18 protein-coding genes and 2 pseudogenes are annotated in these 16,563 nt (G+C 70.4%); 4 read left to right on the top strand and 16 right to left on the bottom strand.

The window, feature by feature from the left end; all coding sequences use genetic code 11:
- A partial coding sequence (locus A9X03_RS01170) for a PAS domain-containing protein (RefSeq protein ID WP_068259292.1) occupies positions 1 to 962 on the top strand: 962 nt, incomplete at its 5' end.
- Here the strand turns inward: A9X03_RS01170 and A9X03_RS01175 are convergent.
- Genes A9X03_RS01175 through ssd form a run of 10 tightly spaced genes read right to left on the bottom strand, consistent with a single transcriptional unit; the run spans position 959 to position 8,214 of the window.
- Positions 959 to 2,500, bottom strand: coding sequence for a radical SAM protein (locus A9X03_RS01175; RefSeq protein ID WP_068259307.1), 1,542 nt, complete (start codon positions 2,498 to 2,500; stop codon positions 959 to 961). The genes A9X03_RS01170 and A9X03_RS01175 overlap by 4 nt on opposite strands.
- 5 nt (positions 2,501 to 2,505) lie before the next feature.
- On the bottom strand, positions 2,506 to 2,937 hold the full coding sequence (locus A9X03_RS01180) for a hypothetical protein (RefSeq protein ID WP_068259295.1): 432 nt from the start codon (positions 2,935 to 2,937) through the stop codon (positions 2,506 to 2,508).
- Positions 2,934 to 3,719, bottom strand: a complete 786-nt coding sequence (locus A9X03_RS01185) for a prolipoprotein diacylglyceryl transferase (protein ID WP_068015903.1) — start codon at positions 3,717 to 3,719, stop codon at positions 2,934 to 2,936. The genes A9X03_RS01180 and A9X03_RS01185 overlap by 4 nt, the downstream gene beginning before the upstream one ends.
- A 28-nt stretch (positions 3,720 to 3,747) precedes the next feature.
- Positions 3,748 to 4,038, bottom strand: a complete 291-nt coding sequence (locus A9X03_RS01190; protein WP_369807386.1) for an Rv3654c family TadE-like protein — start codon at positions 4,036 to 4,038, stop codon at positions 3,748 to 3,750.
- Positions 4,039 to 4,069: 31 nt separating this feature from the next.
- Positions 4,070 to 4,372, bottom strand: a complete 303-nt coding sequence (locus A9X03_RS01195; protein ID WP_082950329.1) for a TadE family type IV pilus minor pilin — start codon at positions 4,370 to 4,372, stop codon at positions 4,070 to 4,072.
- 23 nt (positions 4,373 to 4,395) lie between these two features.
- The gene (locus A9X03_RS01200; RefSeq protein WP_369807388.1) at positions 4,396 to 4,596 is read right to left on the bottom strand and encodes a DUF4244 domain-containing protein; all 201 of its coding nucleotides are present in this window, start codon (positions 4,594 to 4,596) and stop codon (positions 4,396 to 4,398) included.
- 18 nt (positions 4,597 to 4,614) lie between these two features.
- Positions 4,615 to 5,211, bottom strand: coding sequence for a type II secretion system F family protein (locus A9X03_RS01205; RefSeq protein ID WP_197499127.1), 597 nt, complete (start codon positions 5,209 to 5,211; stop codon positions 4,615 to 4,617).
- Positions 5,208 to 6,011, bottom strand: a complete 804-nt coding sequence (locus tag A9X03_RS01210) for a type II secretion system F family protein (protein WP_067749539.1) — start codon at positions 6,009 to 6,011, stop codon at positions 5,208 to 5,210. Before A9X03_RS01210 ends, A9X03_RS01205 begins: the two co-directional genes overlap by 4 nt.
- Positions 6,008 to 7,168 carry a TadA family conjugal transfer-associated ATPase gene (locus tag A9X03_RS01215; protein WP_067749541.1) on the bottom strand — a complete coding sequence of 387 codons (1,161 nt, stop codon included), beginning with the start codon at positions 7,166 to 7,168 and terminating at the stop codon, positions 6,008 to 6,010. Before A9X03_RS01215 ends, A9X03_RS01210 begins: the two co-directional genes overlap by 4 nt.
- Positions 7,165 to 8,214: a septum site-determining protein Ssd gene (ssd, locus tag A9X03_RS01220; protein ID WP_067749585.1), complete on the bottom strand. Its 1,050-nt coding sequence runs from the start codon at positions 8,212 to 8,214 to the stop codon at positions 7,165 to 7,167. Before ssd ends, A9X03_RS01215 begins: the two co-directional genes overlap by 4 nt.
- A 481-nt stretch (positions 8,215 to 8,695) precedes the next feature.
- Between ssd and A9X03_RS01225 the strand changes: the two genes are divergently transcribed.
- Positions 8,696 to 9,541, top strand: coding sequence for an HAD-IB family hydrolase (locus A9X03_RS01225; RefSeq protein ID WP_067749543.1), 846 nt, complete (start codon positions 8,696 to 8,698; stop codon positions 9,539 to 9,541).
- Between the two features lie 438 nt (positions 9,542 to 9,979).
- On the opposite strand, the gene A9X03_RS01230 is transcribed toward A9X03_RS01225, so the two are convergent.
- From A9X03_RS01230 to A9X03_RS01250, 5 genes are read right to left on the bottom strand one after another with little or no spacing between them, the layout of a single operon-like run.
- A complete protein-coding gene (locus A9X03_RS01230) occupies positions 9,980 to 10,738 on the bottom strand; it encodes an oxidoreductase (RefSeq protein ID WP_067749544.1) in 759 nt (252 codons plus the stop codon).
- A gap of 22 nt (positions 10,739 to 10,760) precedes the next feature.
- Positions 10,761 to 12,386 (bottom strand): ABC transporter ATP-binding protein, encoded by a 1,626-nt coding sequence (locus A9X03_RS01235; protein WP_068259298.1) that lies wholly within the window; start codon positions 12,384 to 12,386, stop codon positions 10,761 to 10,763.
- Positions 12,374 to 13,264, bottom strand: coding sequence for an ABC transporter permease (locus tag A9X03_RS01240; protein ID WP_369807387.1), 891 nt, complete (start codon positions 13,262 to 13,264; stop codon positions 12,374 to 12,376). The genes A9X03_RS01235 and A9X03_RS01240 overlap by 13 nt, the downstream gene beginning before the upstream one ends.
- Positions 13,230 to 14,156: an ABC transporter permease gene (locus tag A9X03_RS01245; RefSeq protein ID WP_068259301.1), complete on the bottom strand. Its 927-nt coding sequence runs from the start codon at positions 14,154 to 14,156 to the stop codon at positions 13,230 to 13,232. The genes A9X03_RS01240 and A9X03_RS01245 overlap by 35 nt, the downstream gene beginning before the upstream one ends.
- Positions 14,157 to 14,160: 4 nt before the next feature.
- Positions 14,161 to 15,780, bottom strand: a complete 1,620-nt coding sequence (locus tag A9X03_RS01250; RefSeq protein WP_068259304.1) for an ABC transporter substrate-binding protein — start codon at positions 15,778 to 15,780, stop codon at positions 14,161 to 14,163.
- A gap of 73 nt (positions 15,781 to 15,853) precedes the next feature.
- On the opposite strand from A9X03_RS01250, the gene A9X03_RS30005 reads away from it, so the two are divergent.
- Positions 15,854 to 16,039: a hypothetical protein gene (locus A9X03_RS30005; protein WP_231975320.1), complete on the top strand. Its 186-nt coding sequence runs from the start codon at positions 15,854 to 15,856 to the stop codon at positions 16,037 to 16,039.
- Positions 16,006 to 16,221, top strand: a pseudogene (locus tag A9X03_RS01255) (hypothetical protein); the annotation flags it as partial. The gene A9X03_RS30005 and the pseudogene A9X03_RS01255, both read left to right, overlap by 34 nt.
- A 6-nt stretch (positions 16,222 to 16,227) precedes the next feature.
- Here A9X03_RS01255 and A9X03_RS29600 read toward each other — a convergent pair.
- Positions 16,228 to 16,563 (bottom strand): annotated as a pseudogene (locus tag A9X03_RS29600) (hypothetical protein); the annotation flags it as partial.

Here is a 16,563-nt window from a genome sequence, read left to right on the forward strand (position 1 = left end):
ACCTCGTGCCCATCACCACGTTCTTGCGCCGCAGTCCCTATCTGTCCGCGGTCCGGACCGCGATCGCCGAGACGGTGCAGACCGGACAGAGCCTGACCAGCATCACGCCCAAGCGCGACCGCGTGATTCGCACCGAACCGGTGGTGATGTCCGACGGCTATATCCACGGGGTGCACGTGTGGACCGGGCCCGCCGACGTCGAACCGCCGGAGCGGCCGATTCCGGGGCCGCTCAAGTGGGATCTGACCCAGGGCGTCGCCACCGACACCAGGGAGTCGCTGGTGAACAGCGGAAAGAATCCGGAGGTCGAGGTCACGTTCGGCCGGGCCTTCGCAGAAGATCTCCCATCCCGCGACCTCAATCCCAACGAGACCAAAGTCCTCGCCATGGCCGTCAAGGCCAAGCCCGACCAAACCATCTGCAGCACTTGGGATCTCACTGACTGGCAGGGCAACCCCATGCGAATCGGCTTCGTCGCGCGGACCGGATTGGAAGAGGGACCCGACGGCCGCGACCATCTGGTCGCGCGGGCGATCAACTGGCGCGCAGAACTCAAGGGCCCGGCGGTGTCGACCGACGATCTGGCGCAACGGATCCTGAGCGGACTGGCCCAGGCCGGCGTGCACCGGGCACTGATCGACCTGAAGAATTGGGCGTTGCTGAAGTGGCTGGACGAGCCCTGCACCTTCTACGACTGGCGGGGCAGTGAGACGGGCAAGCCGAAGGTGCATCCGGACGATCAGCACTTGGTGGCGTCGATGACGGAGGAATTCGCCCACGGCGCCACGAGTCGGGTGCTGCGCATGCCCGGCAATCACGACGACTGGGTGCCGGTGCACGTCACGGTCAACCGGGTGGAGCTCGAACCGGATACCTACGCCGGCCTGGTGTCGCTGCGGTTGCCCTCCGATGAGGAACTCGCCGCCGCGGGGCTCTCGGGCAGCCCCGAGCCGACCGGCTAACCGACCACGGGCAGCAGGCGTTGAGCGGCCAGCGAGAGGCGCTGGCCGGCGAGTTGCGGCCAGGCCTGCACCGCGCAGAACGGCGCGCACTGGTCCTGCGACGAACGAGTGCCGACGTGCACGCAGCACTGCACCAGCCGCTCTTCGATCATCGTCGACATGTCCATGAACGGTTTGACCGTGATGCGCACGACTCGCTCGCCCAGCATCCGCCGCAATTGGCGCCGCCGGCCGGGCAGCGCGGCGGACGCCACCGTCAGCAACGTCGCCATGCCGAGATCGCAGTTCTCGCAGATCATGCGCCACACGTCCGACATCTGCGGGTGTGACAGCGAGGACTGCTCCGACAGCAAGCCCATCAGCGATTCCCGCACCGCCAGGCGCAACTCGCGGGGGATATCGGAGTCGGCGATCCGGTTGGCGACCAACCCGAGCTTGTCTTTGAGGTTGTCGTGGCCGATCAGGGCGACCAGCGAGCGCCATTGCCCGCTGTCGTCACGGAGCGCGTACCCGACCGAACAGCAATGCGGGTGCGAGCAGGGCAGCGCGGTCAGGTCCCGCCAGGTGATCAGGTCGCCGGTCTGCGGGCCCAACCGCCTCAGCACACCGGTGTGGGTGAGGCGCCTGTCCGGGTCGATGAGATCGGAACGCCCGGACGCGAATTGCGGCTGGATGCAGACGCCTCCGACGTACGGCGTGTCCAGCGCGAGCCTGACGACGCCGCCGATCTCGTCGTCGTTCACGCCGAGCGCCGCCGTCATCACCAGGGTGGTGAAGATTTCGCGCTCGGAAAGTCGCCGCAGCGCCGCCTGCTTGACCCGCGACAGGTCACCGCCGCGGTGGTGGCGGTGCGCGGCCGGCGATATCCCGTCGTATTGCAGGTACACCTCGGCGCGTTCGCGGTACTCGGTGAGCAGGTCGAGGAGCTCGTCATCCTGCGCTATCCGCAAACCATTGGTGTTCAACAGGATTCGCGTGATGGGTCGCGAACTCAGCTCGGCGAGCAGCTCGGGCAGCTGCGGATGCAGGCTGGGTTCGCCGCCGCTGAGCATCACCACGTCGAGGCGCCCGTTCTCGCGTGCCAGGCGCTGGTCGACGTTGGCCAGCACGTCGCCGACCGCGACGACGTCGCGAAGGTCTGGCGACGAGTCGGCGAAGCAGGTCGGGCAGCGCAGGTTGCAGGTCGCGGCGACATCCTCGAGCAGGATGCAGGTGTGTTGGGTCTGCATCTGTGGCAAGCCGCGCAGATAGGCCGACGGGATCGGGTCGAAGTTACCCGGGCTGTCGGGGACATGGGCCTTGGTGGGCGCGGTCCACTCCTCGAGGTAGGCAAGGATTTCGGGGTCTTCGTCGTACAGCGTCCGAACGAGTCCATGCCGGGGACAGCCTCGTTCGAGCCAGACCTGGCCGTCGCCGCGCACGGCGAGCCAGCCACTGAGCCGCGCCACGTCACTCAGCGGGCGATCGGGTTGTTCGGCGTGACATCGCGGGCAAAAAGCGTTGACGTAGCGGTGGATTCGGTCACCGCGCAGTTCCATGCCGTTCATCGGGTGATGTGGTAGAGCATCGGGTTCAATCCGGTGCAGATGCCGACGGTGAAGATGGAGGTGAGCGCCCAGCCGATCATCAGTCCCATGCCGATCCCCCTCGCCCACGCGCTGCCCTTGACGAACAGAAGCGCGCCCCCGCCGCCGAAAGCGATCAGCCCGAGCATGACGGCCCCCGTCGCGAACGCCGCCTTCGGCGCGATCGCGTTGGCGAGCCCGAACAACACCAGCGGGCCGAGGATCGCGTTGATCCCGGCATAGAGGGCCATCCCGGCGATGGCCGCGCCGAAGACCTCGCCGCCGCTCGGCTTGCGCTGCGGCGGTTGCGGTTGCCAGGCCGGGTAGGGCTGGTATGGATAGCCGGGCGAGGGCTGGTCGGGCGGGCGCCAGCCCTCCGGCGGAGGGGGACCCGGCGGTGGGTTCGTCATGTGGCAACCGCCTCCCGTCGCAACACGGCGTCGTAATAGCCCCGCCGATATCCCACGCGCAGCCTAACGGCGATGACGAGCAGGGAGGGCAGCAGAAACCACTGCGGCCGGGTCAGGCCCAGCCACACCGTTTCGTTGGCGCGGAAGAACTCGACGAAAAACCGGAATACCGCGTAGCCGGCCACGTAGAGGACGAACAGCTCGCCCGGGTGGCTCACCCGGTTGCGCAGCCAGAGCAGCACCGCGAATGCGGCCAGCTGGAAGGCGATTTCGTAGAGGAACGACGGGTGCATCGCCGCGCCGGTGAGGCAGCCCGGGCACTTCGGCACGCCGGCGGGGGCATGCACGCCCCATGGCAGGTTCGTCGGGCGCCCCGGCGCCTCGGTGAGGTGGCAGCCGACCCGGCCGATCGCCATGCCGAGGGCGACGGCGGGGGCGAACAGGTCACCGGTCTTGCCGGTGTAGCCGCCGAGGCGCTTAGCGATCAGCACGCCGAGGTAGGCGCCCAGCAGCCCGCCCAGAATGCTGCGCGACCCGAATTCCCACGCCTGCAACATCGTCGGGTTGAGGCGGAGGTCCAGGTGCTCGGCCCAGCCGGACAGGCGCATTCCCACCGCGCCGCCGACGAGGGCGCCGGTCACCGCGACCAGCGATTGCTCGTTGACCTCTCCGCGCCGGCGGGCTTCGGCGATGAACACGACCGCGGCGGCCAGGACGCCCAGCGCCACGAAGACACCGTGCATCGGCAGCATCACCGAACCGATCCGCCAGTGCGGCACCACGCCGACAGACTATTACGTCGGGACCGCGTCAGCCGGTGGCCGGGCCCGCCCGCGCGGCGGCGCTCGCCGCGCTGCCGAAGACCGCCACGCGGACCGTGACGACCACATCCAGGCCGTCCACCGCACACCCGGTGTCGTCGGCCCGCATCCGCCGGGCCACCGCCGTCGCGCGGGCGCAGGCCGCATCGGCTCCGGACGGCAGCCGGGCCGCGGCGGCCAGCGCGGCCAGATCGGCCGCCGCCTGTGCGCGGTGACGCGCCACCACCACCGCACCCAGGTAAGCGCCGGCACCCGCGACGCCAAGCAACACCGCCACCATCCAGGCCGCGACCAGGGTGGCCGAGCCCCGATCATCCCGACGGCTCCGCCGCCGAGACCGCCTTGGCGGCAATGTCGAGCGCCGGCAACACCTTCGAGCGCGCGACGACGGTGGCAACCAGGAATTCACCTTCGCGGTGCACCTCGACCCGCGCCCCGCCGGGGGCGATGCGGCGGGCCGCGTTGAGGGCTGAGCGGTCGTCGCCGCGCGCGGCGAGCCTGGCGGCTTCGCGAGCGGCGTCCACGCAGCGAACCTGCATCGAGACGGCGGTGACACCGGCCAGACACAGCACCAGCACGACCACCAGGGTGGCGACGCCCAGGGCCGCCTCCACGGTGCTGGCGCCCGCACTGCCGGTCAGGCCTTGGTGTTGAGCGCGCGACCGATGATGTTGGTCAGCGCCGACACGATGGAGTCCCCGGTGACGACGGTGTACAGAATCGCACCGAAGGCGGCGGCCGCCACAGTGCCGATGGCGTATTCGACCGTGGACATGCCCGACTCGTCGGACACCACGACCGTCAGGCGCGCGATCAGCGACCGAAAAATGTTGTGCAGCAATGCTTCCCTTTCTCTTCACCATAATCCCGATTGAAAGACTTCGCCGGCGAGCCCCGCCACCACGGGAATGATTCCCAGGCACACGAACGCCGGCAGGAAACACAACCCGAGCGGCCCGGCGATCAGCACCCCGGCGCGTTCGGCGGCGGAGGTGGCCGCGTGCGCGGCACCGTGCCGGGAGTCTTCGGCCAACTCGGCGACTCCCTCGGCCAGCGCCGCACCCGAGGCCGCCGAACGCCGAGCGAGCCGCAGCAACGCCTCGACCTGCGCGTCGGCCTCGTGCGGCCGCCGATCCGGCGAGATCGTCCAGGCGACAACGGGATCGGCGCCCAACGCCAGCAGGTCGGCGGCGCGCCGCAGCACGCGGGCCAGCGCGGGCGGGGCGGACGCCGCGGCGGCGGACGCGGCGGCGGCCACGGCCATGCCGGCGCCCAGGCACACCGCCAGCACGTCGAGACAGGACGCGACCGCCAACGGGTCGGGGCCGTTCGCCATCCCGCGCCCCGGGCGCGGCCGATGCCGGCGGACCGGTGCGCGCGCCCGCGTTCGCACCAGCGCCGGGCCCGGACCGATCCACGCCGCCACAGCCAGCAACACCGCCGCCGTGGTCACGACCCGAGCCGATCGGTGATGCGGTCGGCCCATAACAGGCCGCCACACGCCAGCGCCGAACCCACCACCAACAGCCAGCCACCCGCGCGCCCATTGAACAGGAAGGCCAACGGTCGCGCGCCGATCAGCTCGCCCAGCAGCACGCCGAGCGCCGGCAGACCCGCCAGGATCGCCGCGGTCGCCCGCGCGCCGGCCATGTTCGACGTCACCCGGGCCGAAAATCGTTGCCGCTCGGCGATATCGCGCTGCGCGGCGCGCATCAGGGTGGCGATCGCCAGACCGTGCTGGCTGGCCAGCTGCCAGCCCAGCGCGAGGCGATCCCAATGCCCGGGCAGGGCCGACGATTTCGCCGCGGCGCGTAGGCCGGCCGCGACGTCGGCCCCCAACCTGGCCCGGGCCGCGACCGCCCGAAACGACTCCGCCACCGCACCGGCGGTTTCGCCGGCAGCCACCCCGAACGCGCGCACCGGGTGGGAGCCGACACGCAGCTCACCGACGAGCACGTCGAGCGCACCTTCCAGCGCCTGCCCCTCGCGCTGGGCGCACCGGGTGCGATGGCGGCGGCGATAGCGCAGGTTCGCGGTCGTGCCGACCACCGCGACGGCGAGCACCGTCGTCAGCGGTAACAACACCGCGGCCGCACCCACGGCGACCACGGCAAGGCAAGCCGCCTCGCGTGGCCCGGCGACCGGGCGCCACCGGCGGTTCGACGCCATCGGCGCCAGGCGGCGCCGCGGCGACGCCGGAAGCACGAGCAGCGCGAGCGCCAACAGCAGCGCACCGGTGGCCGGGCCGTTCATGCCGGCAACCTGCCCCGCAGCACGCGGTGTAAGAGCTCGGCTTCGTCGGTCATGCCTTCGTCGGCACGCCACACGGTGACCGCCCGCACCCGCCCCGCGACCTGGCGAAGAACGGCGACCTCGCCGAGCCTGCGCCGCCCGCTGCGGTCGCGCGCGACGTGCAACAGCACCTGCACGGCCGCGGCGAGCTGACTGTGCAGCGCCGCGCGATCGAGACCGCCCAGCGCGCCCAGCGCCTCCAGCCGGGCGGGGACCTCGGCCGGGTTGTTCGCGTGCACCGTGCCCGCTCCCCCGTCGTGGCCCGTGTTCAGCGCCGCGAGCAGGTCCACCACCTCGGCGCCCCGCACCTCGCCGACCACGATGCGGTCCGGCCGCATCCGCAGGGCCTGGCGAACGAGCTGGCGCACCGGAACTTCGCCGATGCCTTCGACATTCGCGCACCGCGCGACGAGTTTCACCAGGTGCGGGTGCCGGGGCGCCAGCTCGGCGGCATCCTCGACGCAGACGATCCGCTCGGTGGGCGCGACCGCGCCGAGCATCGCCGCCAACAGCGTCGTCTTGCCCGCTCCTGTTCCGCCGCACACCAGGAAGGCCAACCGGGCGGCGATGATGTCGGCGACCATCGCGGCGGCCTCGGGCGCCAGCGCGCCCGCCGCGATCAGGGCCGCCAGGTCCTGACTGGCCGGCCGCAGCACCCGCAATGACAGGCACGTGCCCGCGGCCGCCACCGGCGGCAGCACGGCGTGCAATCGCACCGCGAACCCGGCGCCGATCCCGGTCAGCTGGCCATCCACCCACGGCTGCGCGTCGTCCAGCCGGCGACCGGCCGCCAGCGCCAGCCGCTGCGCCAGGCGCCGCACCGCCGCTTCGTCGGCGAACCGGACCTGCGTGCGCCGCAAGCCATTTCCGTCGTCAACCCAGACCGCGTCGGGCGCGGTGACCAACACGTCCGTGGTGCCGTCGGCGCACAACAACGGCTCGAGGATGCCGGCGCCGGTGAGCTCCGTCTGCAAGACCCGCAGGTTGGCCAGCACCTCGGTATCGCCGAGCATGCCGCCCGACTCGGCCCGAATGGCGGCGGCCACGACGTTGGCCCCCAGCGGCGCGGATTCGGCGGCCAGCCGCTCCCGTACCCGGTCGATCAGCGAACCACTCACGCGGCCTCGCCTTTTCGTGCCGGCCCCGACGCGCGCGGCAGCACCGCCAGCACCTGCCGAGCCGCCGCCGCGAGCGTAGATCGCCGCCCCAGACGCAGGCCGCCTCGCTCCAGCTGCTCGGCGACCCGGGGCTGTGCTTTGACCGACGCCAGCAACGGCAGCCCGGCGATCTCGGCGATCTCGGCTGCCCGCAACCCACCCGGTGATGGACCGCGCACCACCAATCCCACGTTGGGGTTGACCGCGGCGAGCACCGGCGCCAGCGCACCCGTCGCGGCGCACGCCGGCACGTCGCAGCGGCTGACCACGACGACGAGGTCGGCGGCATCCAGCGCGGCGTGCGCCGCATCGGTGAGACGGCGCGGCAGGTCGCAGACCACCGTCACCGCGCCGCGGCGGCCGGCGTCGACGATGGCGTGCACGGGGCCGGCCGCCAGCTCGTATCCGCGCCGGGTGCCGGAGAGCACGCTGATGCCCCGGTGCCGCGGCAACGCCGCCCGCACGGACGACCAGCTGAGCCGGCCGTCCTGCAGCGCCAGGTCCGGCCAGCGCAAGCCCGCCGCGTTCTCGGCGCCAAGCCGCAGATCGATCCCGCCGCCCCATGGGTCGAGGTCCACCAGCAGCGCGTCCGCCGCCGCGTGCGCCAAGCCGACCGCCAGCGTCGAGGCGCCGGCCCCGCCGCATCCCCCGATGACCGCGACCACCGCGCCGCGAGTCCCGTCGTCGCGCGACGATTCGGCCGCCTCGGCGAGCGCGCGCACCATGTCACGCTCCCGCTCGGGCAGCCGCAGCACGTGCTCGGCGCCGACGGCGACGGCCGCCGTCCATGTCGAGGTCGCCGGGTCGGCCGCCGCCAGCACGGTCACGTGAGCGCGGCGGGGCAGCGCCGCCCGCCCGCACCGTTCGGCCGCCGCCTCGTCCAGCACGACGGCCGCCGCCGCCGACCACGTCTTGCGGCTCACGACGCCACCGGCATGGACTACCCGGACGCCGACGGCCGCGGCCACGCGCTCCAAGTCGCGGCGCAGCTCCGGGTCCGCCAGCATCGCGAGCACGCCCGCGGGAGCCGTCGCGTCGGCCTGCGAGGTGCTCGTCACGTGCCCCACTCTGCGGGCCCGCGATATTGGACACCAGTCCCAAACTGCGGATTTGTGGAGAGAGACGCGAGTGTGCACAAACACGTCGGGCGGCGCACACGATGCGGAAAGCCCGCAACCAATCGGACGGCCGCGCCAGGCGGCCCGGTGTCGGCGGAATTTACCCCAGAAAAGGGACGACCCCCGCCAGGGGGGGAGGAGGCGAGGGTCGTCGTGCATCAGCCCCGGGGGGTCGGGCTGATACACCCTCGGCTCAGGCCGAGTAATGCTTACTATACACATGACAAGCGGCGGTAACGCAATAGCTCTTTCTATGAAAGAACACGTTGAGCCGCAAAAACACTGCCGTTACCGTCGGTCCCACTTTGCTGAGCGGCCATTTCGGTCCCAGAACCGCAGCCCGGACCGACGACCCACCTATGCTGGGGCGGTGACCGTCTTCGACCCGGCCGAGGAGCAGCACACGTCGGCTACCACCGCTCCCCGCGCCCGCACAGCGGCCTTCTTCGACTTAGACAAGACCATCATCGCCAAGTCCAGCACGCTGGCTTTCAGCAAACCATTCTTCAACCAAGGACTGCTCAACCGCCGCGCCGTGCTCAAATCCAGCTACGCCCAGTTCATCTATCTGCTCTCCGGTGCTGATCATGACCAGATGGACCGGATGCGCATCCACATGACGAACATGGTCGCCGGTTGGGACGTGGAACAGGTCAAGTCGATCGTCAACGAAACTCTGCACGACATCGTGACGCCGCTGGTGTTCGCCGAAGCGGCGGACCTGATCGCCGCGCACAAATTGTGCGGCCGCGACGTCGTCGTGGTCTCCGCCTCCGGCGAGGAGATCGTGGCGCCGATCGCCCGTGCGCTTGGCGCCACCCACGCGATGGCGACCCGCATGGTCGTCGAGGACGGTCGGTACACCGGGGAGATAGCGTTCTATTGCTACGGCGAGGGCAAGGTGCAGGCGATCCGCGAGCTGGCCGCCCGCGAGGGCTACCCGCTGGAGCATTGCTACGCCTACTCCGACTCGATCACCGACCTGCCGATGCTCGAGTCCGTCGGCCACCCCAGCGTGGTGAATCCCGACCGTGGGCTGCGCCGGGAAGCCGTCGAGCGCGGTTGGCCGGTGCTGTCGTTCTCCCGGCCGGTGTCGCTGCGCGACCGCATCCCGGCACCGTCGGGCGCCGCGATCGCGACGACCGCCGCGGTGGGCGTCAGTGCGTTGGCCGCCGGCGCGGTCACCTATTCGCTGCTGCGCCGCTTCGCGTTCTAGGCCCCGCGTTTCGCAGCAAACGCATTTCCGCATCGGTGCGCGATTTCGAACAAAATTGGGCCTTGCTGCGCTAGAGGTCTAGTAGTACAAAGGAACCACGGAAGCCCGATGAGGCCAAGGTCGATCCGGAAGAGAAGGATCGTTCTCCCGAACCGGGCGCCCAGCACGGAACCCGGCACCCACGCGGAGTCATAGCCGCGATAATGGCAGAAGTGTTGCGGGCCTGCGTAATTGCGAAATACGGACGGTGTCGACGGCCCTTTGGGTGGGGTTGCAACCGGAAGTATCGCAAGATCGCCGAGGCCAACCCACGCAGCCCCGAAATGCACGCATGGTAACCGAGCTCCGTGTTAGCGGGCGGCGGACCGAATCCTTCGGGACGTCGCCCGCTTTACATTGTCCGGCGGTGTTTTCGCCCGGCGCCGGCTACCGATCCAGCTACCGGCTCGACACCGACTCCGCGATCGTCAACGCCTCCTGTGCACCGGCTCGCATCGCCCGGCAGCAGAGCAGCAGCCACGCCCCCACCCCGGCCGGAGTTCCATCCGCAAAGCCTTGCGCCGCATCGCGATAGTCGGCGGGCTGGCGCATCCAGCTCACCTCGGGTACCCCCAACCCGTGCGGGTCCAGCCCGCTGGCGATGGTCACCAACCGCGAGACCGCGCGGGCCACCACGCCGTCCGCGCTGCCGAACGGCCGCAGCGTCAACAGCTCGCCGTGCGCGACCGCGGCGACCACCGGCGCCGGTGCCTCGGTGCCACCACTCACCAAATCCGCCAGCAACTCCAGCCGCGGCCCGACGCCGGCATCGGCGCGGGGCCGGCCCAGCCGCTCCTCGTCGACCTGGTCGGCCGCCGCCAGCATGTGCAGCCGCGCGAGCGCCTGCAGCGGGGCCCGCCGCCACACCCCGACCAGCGGACCCTCGCCGCCCTCCAGCGCCTGCGCCACCCGCAGCGCCCCACCGAACACCGGATCGCTGACCACCGCCGCATCGGCGAGGTCCTCCAGCCGAACGGGGCCGCCGTCCAGCACCGACGAGGCGCGCGCGGCCCGCAACGCCGCCTCGGCGGCGGTCACCGGCCAGCCCCGCAGGTTGGCCCGGTGGCGATGGGCGCGGCCCAGCGCGTCGCGGGCCCGGTCACTGGCCTCGGCGACGCCCGGCAACTCCATCAGCGGGGCCAGTGGATCGGCGGTCACAGGTTGCCAACCTATCCCGGCTTCAACGATCGGGTGTCGGCGCCTTCGGGATGGCCTCCAGCAGCTGGCGGGTGTATTCGTGCCGGGGGCGGGTGAACAGCTCCTCGGTGGCGCCCCGCTCCACCACGCGGCCGGCGCGCATCACCAAGACGTCGTCGGCGATCTGCCGGATCACCGCCAGGTCGTGGCTGATGAACAGGTAGGCGAGGCCCAGCTCGGTTTGCAGGTCGGCCAGCAGATCCAAGATCTGCGCCTGCACCAGGACGTCGAGCGCGGAGACCGCCTCGTCGCAGACCAGCACGTCGGGCCGCAGTGCCAGCGCACGGGCGATCGCCACCCGCTGCCGTTGGCCGCCCGACAGCTCACGGGGCAGCCGCCCCAGCACCGACGACGGCAGGGCCACCTGGTCGACGAGGTCGCGCACCGCGCGCCCGCGCTGCCGGCGGTCGCCGACGCGGTGAATGCGCAGCGGTTCCTCGATGGCGCGAAACACCGTATACATGGGATCCAGGCTGCTGTAGGGGTTTTGAAAGATCGGCTGCACGCGGCGCCGGAAGGCCAGTTGCTGGTCCCGGCTCAGCGCGGCGTCGATGCGGGTGCCGTCGAAGACGACGGTGCCGGAGCTTGGCGCCAGCAGGCCGAGCACCATTCGCGCCAGGGTGGATTTGCCCGACCCCGATTCGCCGGCGATCGCCAGGGTGCTGGCCCGCCGCAGCCCGAACGAAACTCCCTCCACCGCAATGACTTCCGCCCGTCTCCACGGCACACCGCGCGAGTCGCGGTAGACCTTGGTCAGCTCCGAGGCGACCAGGACCGCGTCGGACCCGCCGTCGTCCGCCGGACGCGGCCGGGCGGGGCTCCGCACCGTCAGCGACGGCGCGGCGGCCACCAGCCGCCGGGTGTACTCGTGCTGCGGCTCGCGCAGGATCGACCGCGCCGCACCGGATTCCACCACGGCGCCCTCGCGCATCACGACGACGGACCCGGCGCGTTCTGCGGCCAGCGCCAGGTCGTGGGTGATCAGGAGCAGCGCGGTGCCGAGTTCCGCGGTCAGCCCCTGCAGGTGGTCGAGCACCTGACGCTGCACGGTGACATCCAGCGCCGACGTCGGCTCGTCGGCGATCAGCAGCCGCGGCCGGCCCGCCAACCCGATCGCGATCAGTGCGCGCTGGCACATGCCGCCGGACAGCTGGTGCGGGTAGCGGCCCGCTTGTTTCGCCGGGTCCGGCATGCCGGCCTGACCGAGCAGCTCGACCGCGCGCCGCCGCGTCCGCCGGTCGGAAGTGTTGGCCCGCAACGCTTCCGAGACCTGGAAACCGACCTTCCAGACCGGGTTGAGATTGCTCATCGGGTCCTGTGGAATGTAGCCGATCTCGCGCCCCCGGATGGCGCGCAGCGTCCGTCGGTTGCCGCCGGCGATGTCGGAACCGTCGAAGACGATGCGCCCGGCGGTGATCCGCCCGCCGGGGGGAAGCAGCCCGAGGATCGCGGCCGCCGTGGTGGATTTCCCCGATCCCGATTCGCCGACCACCGCGATGGTTTCGCCCGGCAGGACGGTGAGGTCCACGCCGCGGACGGCGGCGTGATCGCCGAAGCTGACTCTGAGCCCCTCGACGGCCAGCAGCGGCGCGCCGGTCACGGCCGCCACGCTCGGGACGCCGGGTCCAGGGCGTCGCGCAACGCGTCACCCATCATCATGAACGCCAGGACCGTGATCGCCAGCGCGCCGGCCGGGTAGAACAGAATCGGCGAGCCCGCCCGCAGCCGCGTCTGGGCGAGGTTGATGTCGCCACCCCAGGAGACCACCGTCGGCGGCAGCCCGACGCCCAGGTAGGACAGCGTGGCTTCGGTGACGATGAAGGCGCCCAGGGCGATGGTGGCCATCGCGATGACCGGGCCCAGTGCGTTGGGCAGCGCGTGGCGCAGCAGTATCTGAAAGCGACTCAGCCCCAATGCTTTCGCGGCGAGCACGTAATCGCTGGCGCGCACGGAGAGCACCGACCCGCGGGCGATGCGGGCCACCTGTGGCCAGCCGAACAAGGCGAGGATGGCGATGACGGTCCACACCGTGCGGTGGTGCATGACCTGCATGAGCACGATGGCCGCCAACAGCAGCGGCAGGCCGAAGAAGACGTCGCTGACGCGGGAGACCAGCGTGTCGACCCAGCCCCCGTAGAAGCCGGCCAGCGCGCCGAGCGCGCCGCCGACGACGAACACCACCACCGCGGCCCCCAGGCCGACGGTGACCGAGGCCCGCGCGCCGTAGACGGTGCGGGCGTAGACGTCGTGGCCTTGCAGGTCCGTGCCGAACCAGTGCGCGCCCGATGGCGGAAGCAGGCTCTGGCTGGGATCGGCGTAACTCGGGTCGGCCCCGGTGAACAACGCCGGAAACGTGGCGACCGCAACGATAAACAGGATCAGCAGGCCGGCGAAGACGAACTTCGGCCGGCCGCGCAGCCCGCGCCACGTGTCGCGCCAGAAGCCGCTGCGCTCAGCCATACCGGATCCTCGGATCCAGCGTGGCATACAGCAGGTCCACCGCGAGGTTGGTGATCAGGTAGATCAGCACCAGCACCGTCACGATCGACACCACGGTCGGCGCCTCCTGGCGGGTGACGGCCTGATACAACACACCGCCGACGCCGTGGATGTTGAAAATTCCTTCCGTGACAATGGCTCCGCCCATCAGCGCCCCGAGGTCCGCCCCCAGGAACGTCACCACCGGGATCAGCGAATTGCGCAGGATGTGCACGGTCACCACGCGCGGCCGGGACAACCCCTTGGCGGTGGCGGTGCGGACATGGTCGGCGTGCGCGTTGGCGGCGACCGCCGACCGGGTCAACCGCACCACGTAGGCGAACGACACCGAACCCAGCACGACGCCGGGTAGCAGCAGGCGCCCGATCGTCGACCTCTCGCCCACCGTGACGGGTGCGATGCCCAGCTTCACGCCGAACACGAACTGGGCCAGAAACCCCAGCACGAAGATGGGGACCGCGATGATGACGAGCCCCGCGATCAGGACGGTCGAGTCGAAGATCCCGCCGGTGCGCAGCCCGGCGATCACCCCGAAGCCGATGCCCAGCACCGCTTCGATGACCAGGGCGATCAGCGCCAGCCGCAGAGTCACCGGAAAGGCGTGTGCGAGAACGTCGCTCACCGGCAGCCCCGAGTAGGAGCGGCCCAAGTCACCGTGCAGGACGCCGCCGAGGTAGCGCACGTACTGGACGATGAACGGGTCGTCGAGGTGGTAGCGGGCCCGAAGCTGCGCGGCGACCTCGGGCGTCAGCGGGCGGTCCCCGGCGATCGCGGCCACCGGGTCGCCGGGCAACAGGAACACCATGCCGTAGATCAGCAACGTGGCGCCGAGGAAGACGGGAACCATGACGGCGATCCGGCGCGCGATGTAGGAACCCATGCCGTTACGCCTTGACGATGTTCTCGTAGTCGGGCAGACCGTTCCACGTGAGCTTGACGCCGCTCACCGGCGACGACCATCCGACCACCGCGATGTAGTACCACAGCGGCACGGCGGGCATGTCGCGCAACAGGATCCGCTGGGCCTTATTGACCAGCACGTCCGCCTGTTGCAGGTCGGGTGCGGCCTCGGCGGCGGCGAGGCCGGCGTCGAAGTCCCGGTTCGAGTATCCGACGTCGTTGGATCCCGCTCCGGTGGCGTACAGCGGGGCGAGGAACTCGATCATCGACGGGTAGTCGCCGATCCAGCCGGCGCGGAACGCGGTATCGATGGTGCGGTTGGTGATCTGGGTGCGGAAACCGGCGAACGTGGGGTGCGGCGCGCCGACGGCGTCGATGCCCAGCACGTTCTTGATGCTGTTGGCCACCGCGTCCACCCACTCTTGATGGCCGCTGTCGGCGTTGTAGGCGATCAAGTAGCGCCCGCTCCACGGCGAGATCGCGTTGGCCTGCGCCCAGAGTTGGCGGGCCCGTTCGGGATTGAAGTCCAATGCGTCGTTGCCCGGGATGTGCGGATCGAATCCGGGCAACGAGCTCGCGGTGAAGTCGCGGGCAGGGCTGCGGGTGGCGTTGAAGATCTGCCGGCAGATCTGTGGCCGGTTGATCGCAGCCGACAACGCCAACCGGCGCAGCCGGCCTTCTTCGCCGCCGAAATGCGGCAGCCGCAGTGGCGTGTCGAGCGATTGGCTGACCGCGACCGGTCCACTGGCCGCGTTGCCGCCCAGGTCACGCTTGTAGATTGTGAGTGCACTCGACGGAATCGTGTCCAGCACATCGAGATTGCCCGACAGCAGGTCGGCGTAGGCGGTGTCGAGGTTGGCGTAGAACTCGAACCGCAGGCCCTTGTTGTGGGGCTTGCGATTGCCGTGGTAGTCGGGGTTGGGTTTCAGGTCGATCTTGACGTTGTGTTCCCAGGCCGGCCCGTCGGGACCGTCAGCCAACTCGTAGGGGCCGTTGCCGACCGGGTTGCGGCCGAACGCGGCCATGTCCCGAAAAGCCCTGTCCGGCAACGGGTAAAAGGCATTGTGTCCCAGCCGCAACGTGAAGTCGACGGTCGGCGCCTTGAGCCGCACGTCGAACTCGAGATCGTTGACGACTTGCAGCCCGGACATGGTGGTCCGGGCCGGCTTCCCGTCTGCGGTCAGGGCCGCGACCTCGTCGTACCCGACGATCGGGCTGAAAAAGCTTTGTTGCAGTTGGGCATTGGTGCTCAGCGCGCCGTAATTCCACGCGTCGACGAACGAATGGGCCGTCACCGGCGAGCCGTCGGTGAACTTCCAGCCGGGCTTGAGCAAGATCCGGTAGTTCACGTTGTCGGTGGTCTCGACCGACCGCGCCACTTCCGGTGAGGGTTTGCCTGCGGCGTCATAGGACACCAAGCCGGCGAACAGCCGATCCAGGATTCGCCCGCCGAGGCTGTCGTTCGTGCCGGTCGGAACCAGCGGGTTCGGCGGTTCCCCGCCGTTGACCACCACCAGCTCGGGGCTCAGGGCCCCGCCGCCGCAACCCGTGAGCGCGGCGAGCGCCACGACCACGGTGGCCGCCACGGCCGGCATCCGGTGCATGACCCGACCCTAGGGCCTGCCGCGCAGCGGCGGTGAAGTGCCCGCACGGGCTTCGGCGACCTACGATCCCGTGGTGGTCGTCGCGTATCTTGCCTCCGCCGAGGATTCCGCCGTGCACGCGGGCCGGCTGATGTTCTTGCTCGGCCTCCCGACGGCCGGCTTGATCTGTCTGGTGATCGGGCTGTGGGAGCTCTCGCGTGGCCGCCGAAAGCAACCCCCGCCCGCCTACCCGGCGGCGCCGACGTGCCGCCCACCGTGATCCTGTCCTTGTCCACCCAGGCGCAGGCCGTGGTGGAGGGGGTGGCCATCGACGCGAACGGCGAGCCGTGCCCGACCTACACCGATCTGCTGGTCAATCCGCCGGACACGACCGTCGTGCTGAGCGTGCCGGCCACCATCGACGCCTGCGCGCTGCAGGTGCATCCGGTGACGCCCGTCTGAGCGACGTTACGAGTCGGCCCTCGCCAGGCAATACACGCGGGCCGGCTCCGGGTAGCTGACGCCCTTTGACCCTTGCGGGCATTGGGTTTTGTCCGTGCTGCCATCGATGCGCTGCACGATTTTCACCTGTACCCGGTTTGAGTCGCCGCAGTCGCCCGGCCTCAGGCTCACGGCTTCGCCGTCGCTGATGTACAGATAGCAACGGCCCTGTTGCAGGTTGATGAGAAAGCACAGTGTCGTCGAGTGGTTGCTCGCACGCTCGTAGATCGAGTGCTCCCGTTTACCGTCGGGGCAGCTGTCCGAGGCATTCCCCTTGAACGCGAGTTCGTAAGTCGCCGCGGG

This window comes from Mycobacterium sp. E1715 (genome assembly GCF_001667625.1).
In the GTDB taxonomy this organism is placed as follows: domain Bacteria; phylum Actinomycetota; class Actinomycetes; order Mycobacteriales; family Mycobacteriaceae; genus Mycobacterium.

Coding starts and splice junctions, on each gene's coding strand:
- A9X03_RS01175 (WP_068259307.1), bottom strand. CDS start 2,500: ATGGAACTGCGCGGTGACCGAATCCACCGCTACGTCAACGCTTTTTGC.
- A9X03_RS01180 (WP_068259295.1), bottom strand. CDS start 2,937: ATGACGAACCCACCGCCGGGTCCCCCTCCGCCGGAGGGCTGGCGCCCG.
- A9X03_RS01190 (WP_369807386.1), bottom strand. CDS start 4,038: ATGGTGGCGGTGTTGCTTGGCGTCGCGGGTGCCGGCGCTTACCTGGGT.
- A9X03_RS01210 (WP_067749539.1), bottom strand. CDS start 6,011: ATGAACGGCCCGGCCACCGGTGCGCTGCTGTTGGCGCTCGCGCTGCTC.
- ssd (WP_067749585.1), bottom strand. CDS start 8,214: ATGCTGGCGGACCCGGAGCTGCGCCGCGACTTGGAGCGCGTGGCCGCG.
- A9X03_RS01240 (WP_369807387.1), bottom strand. CDS start 13,264: ATGCCACGCTGGATCCGAGGATCCGGTATGGCTGAGCGCAGCGGCTTC.
- A9X03_RS01245 (WP_068259301.1), bottom strand. CDS start 14,156: ATGGGTTCCTACATCGCGCGCCGGATCGCCGTCATGGTTCCCGTCTTC.
- A9X03_RS01250 (WP_068259304.1), bottom strand. CDS start 15,780: ATGCACCGGATGCCGGCCGTGGCGGCCACCGTGGTCGTGGCGCTCGCC.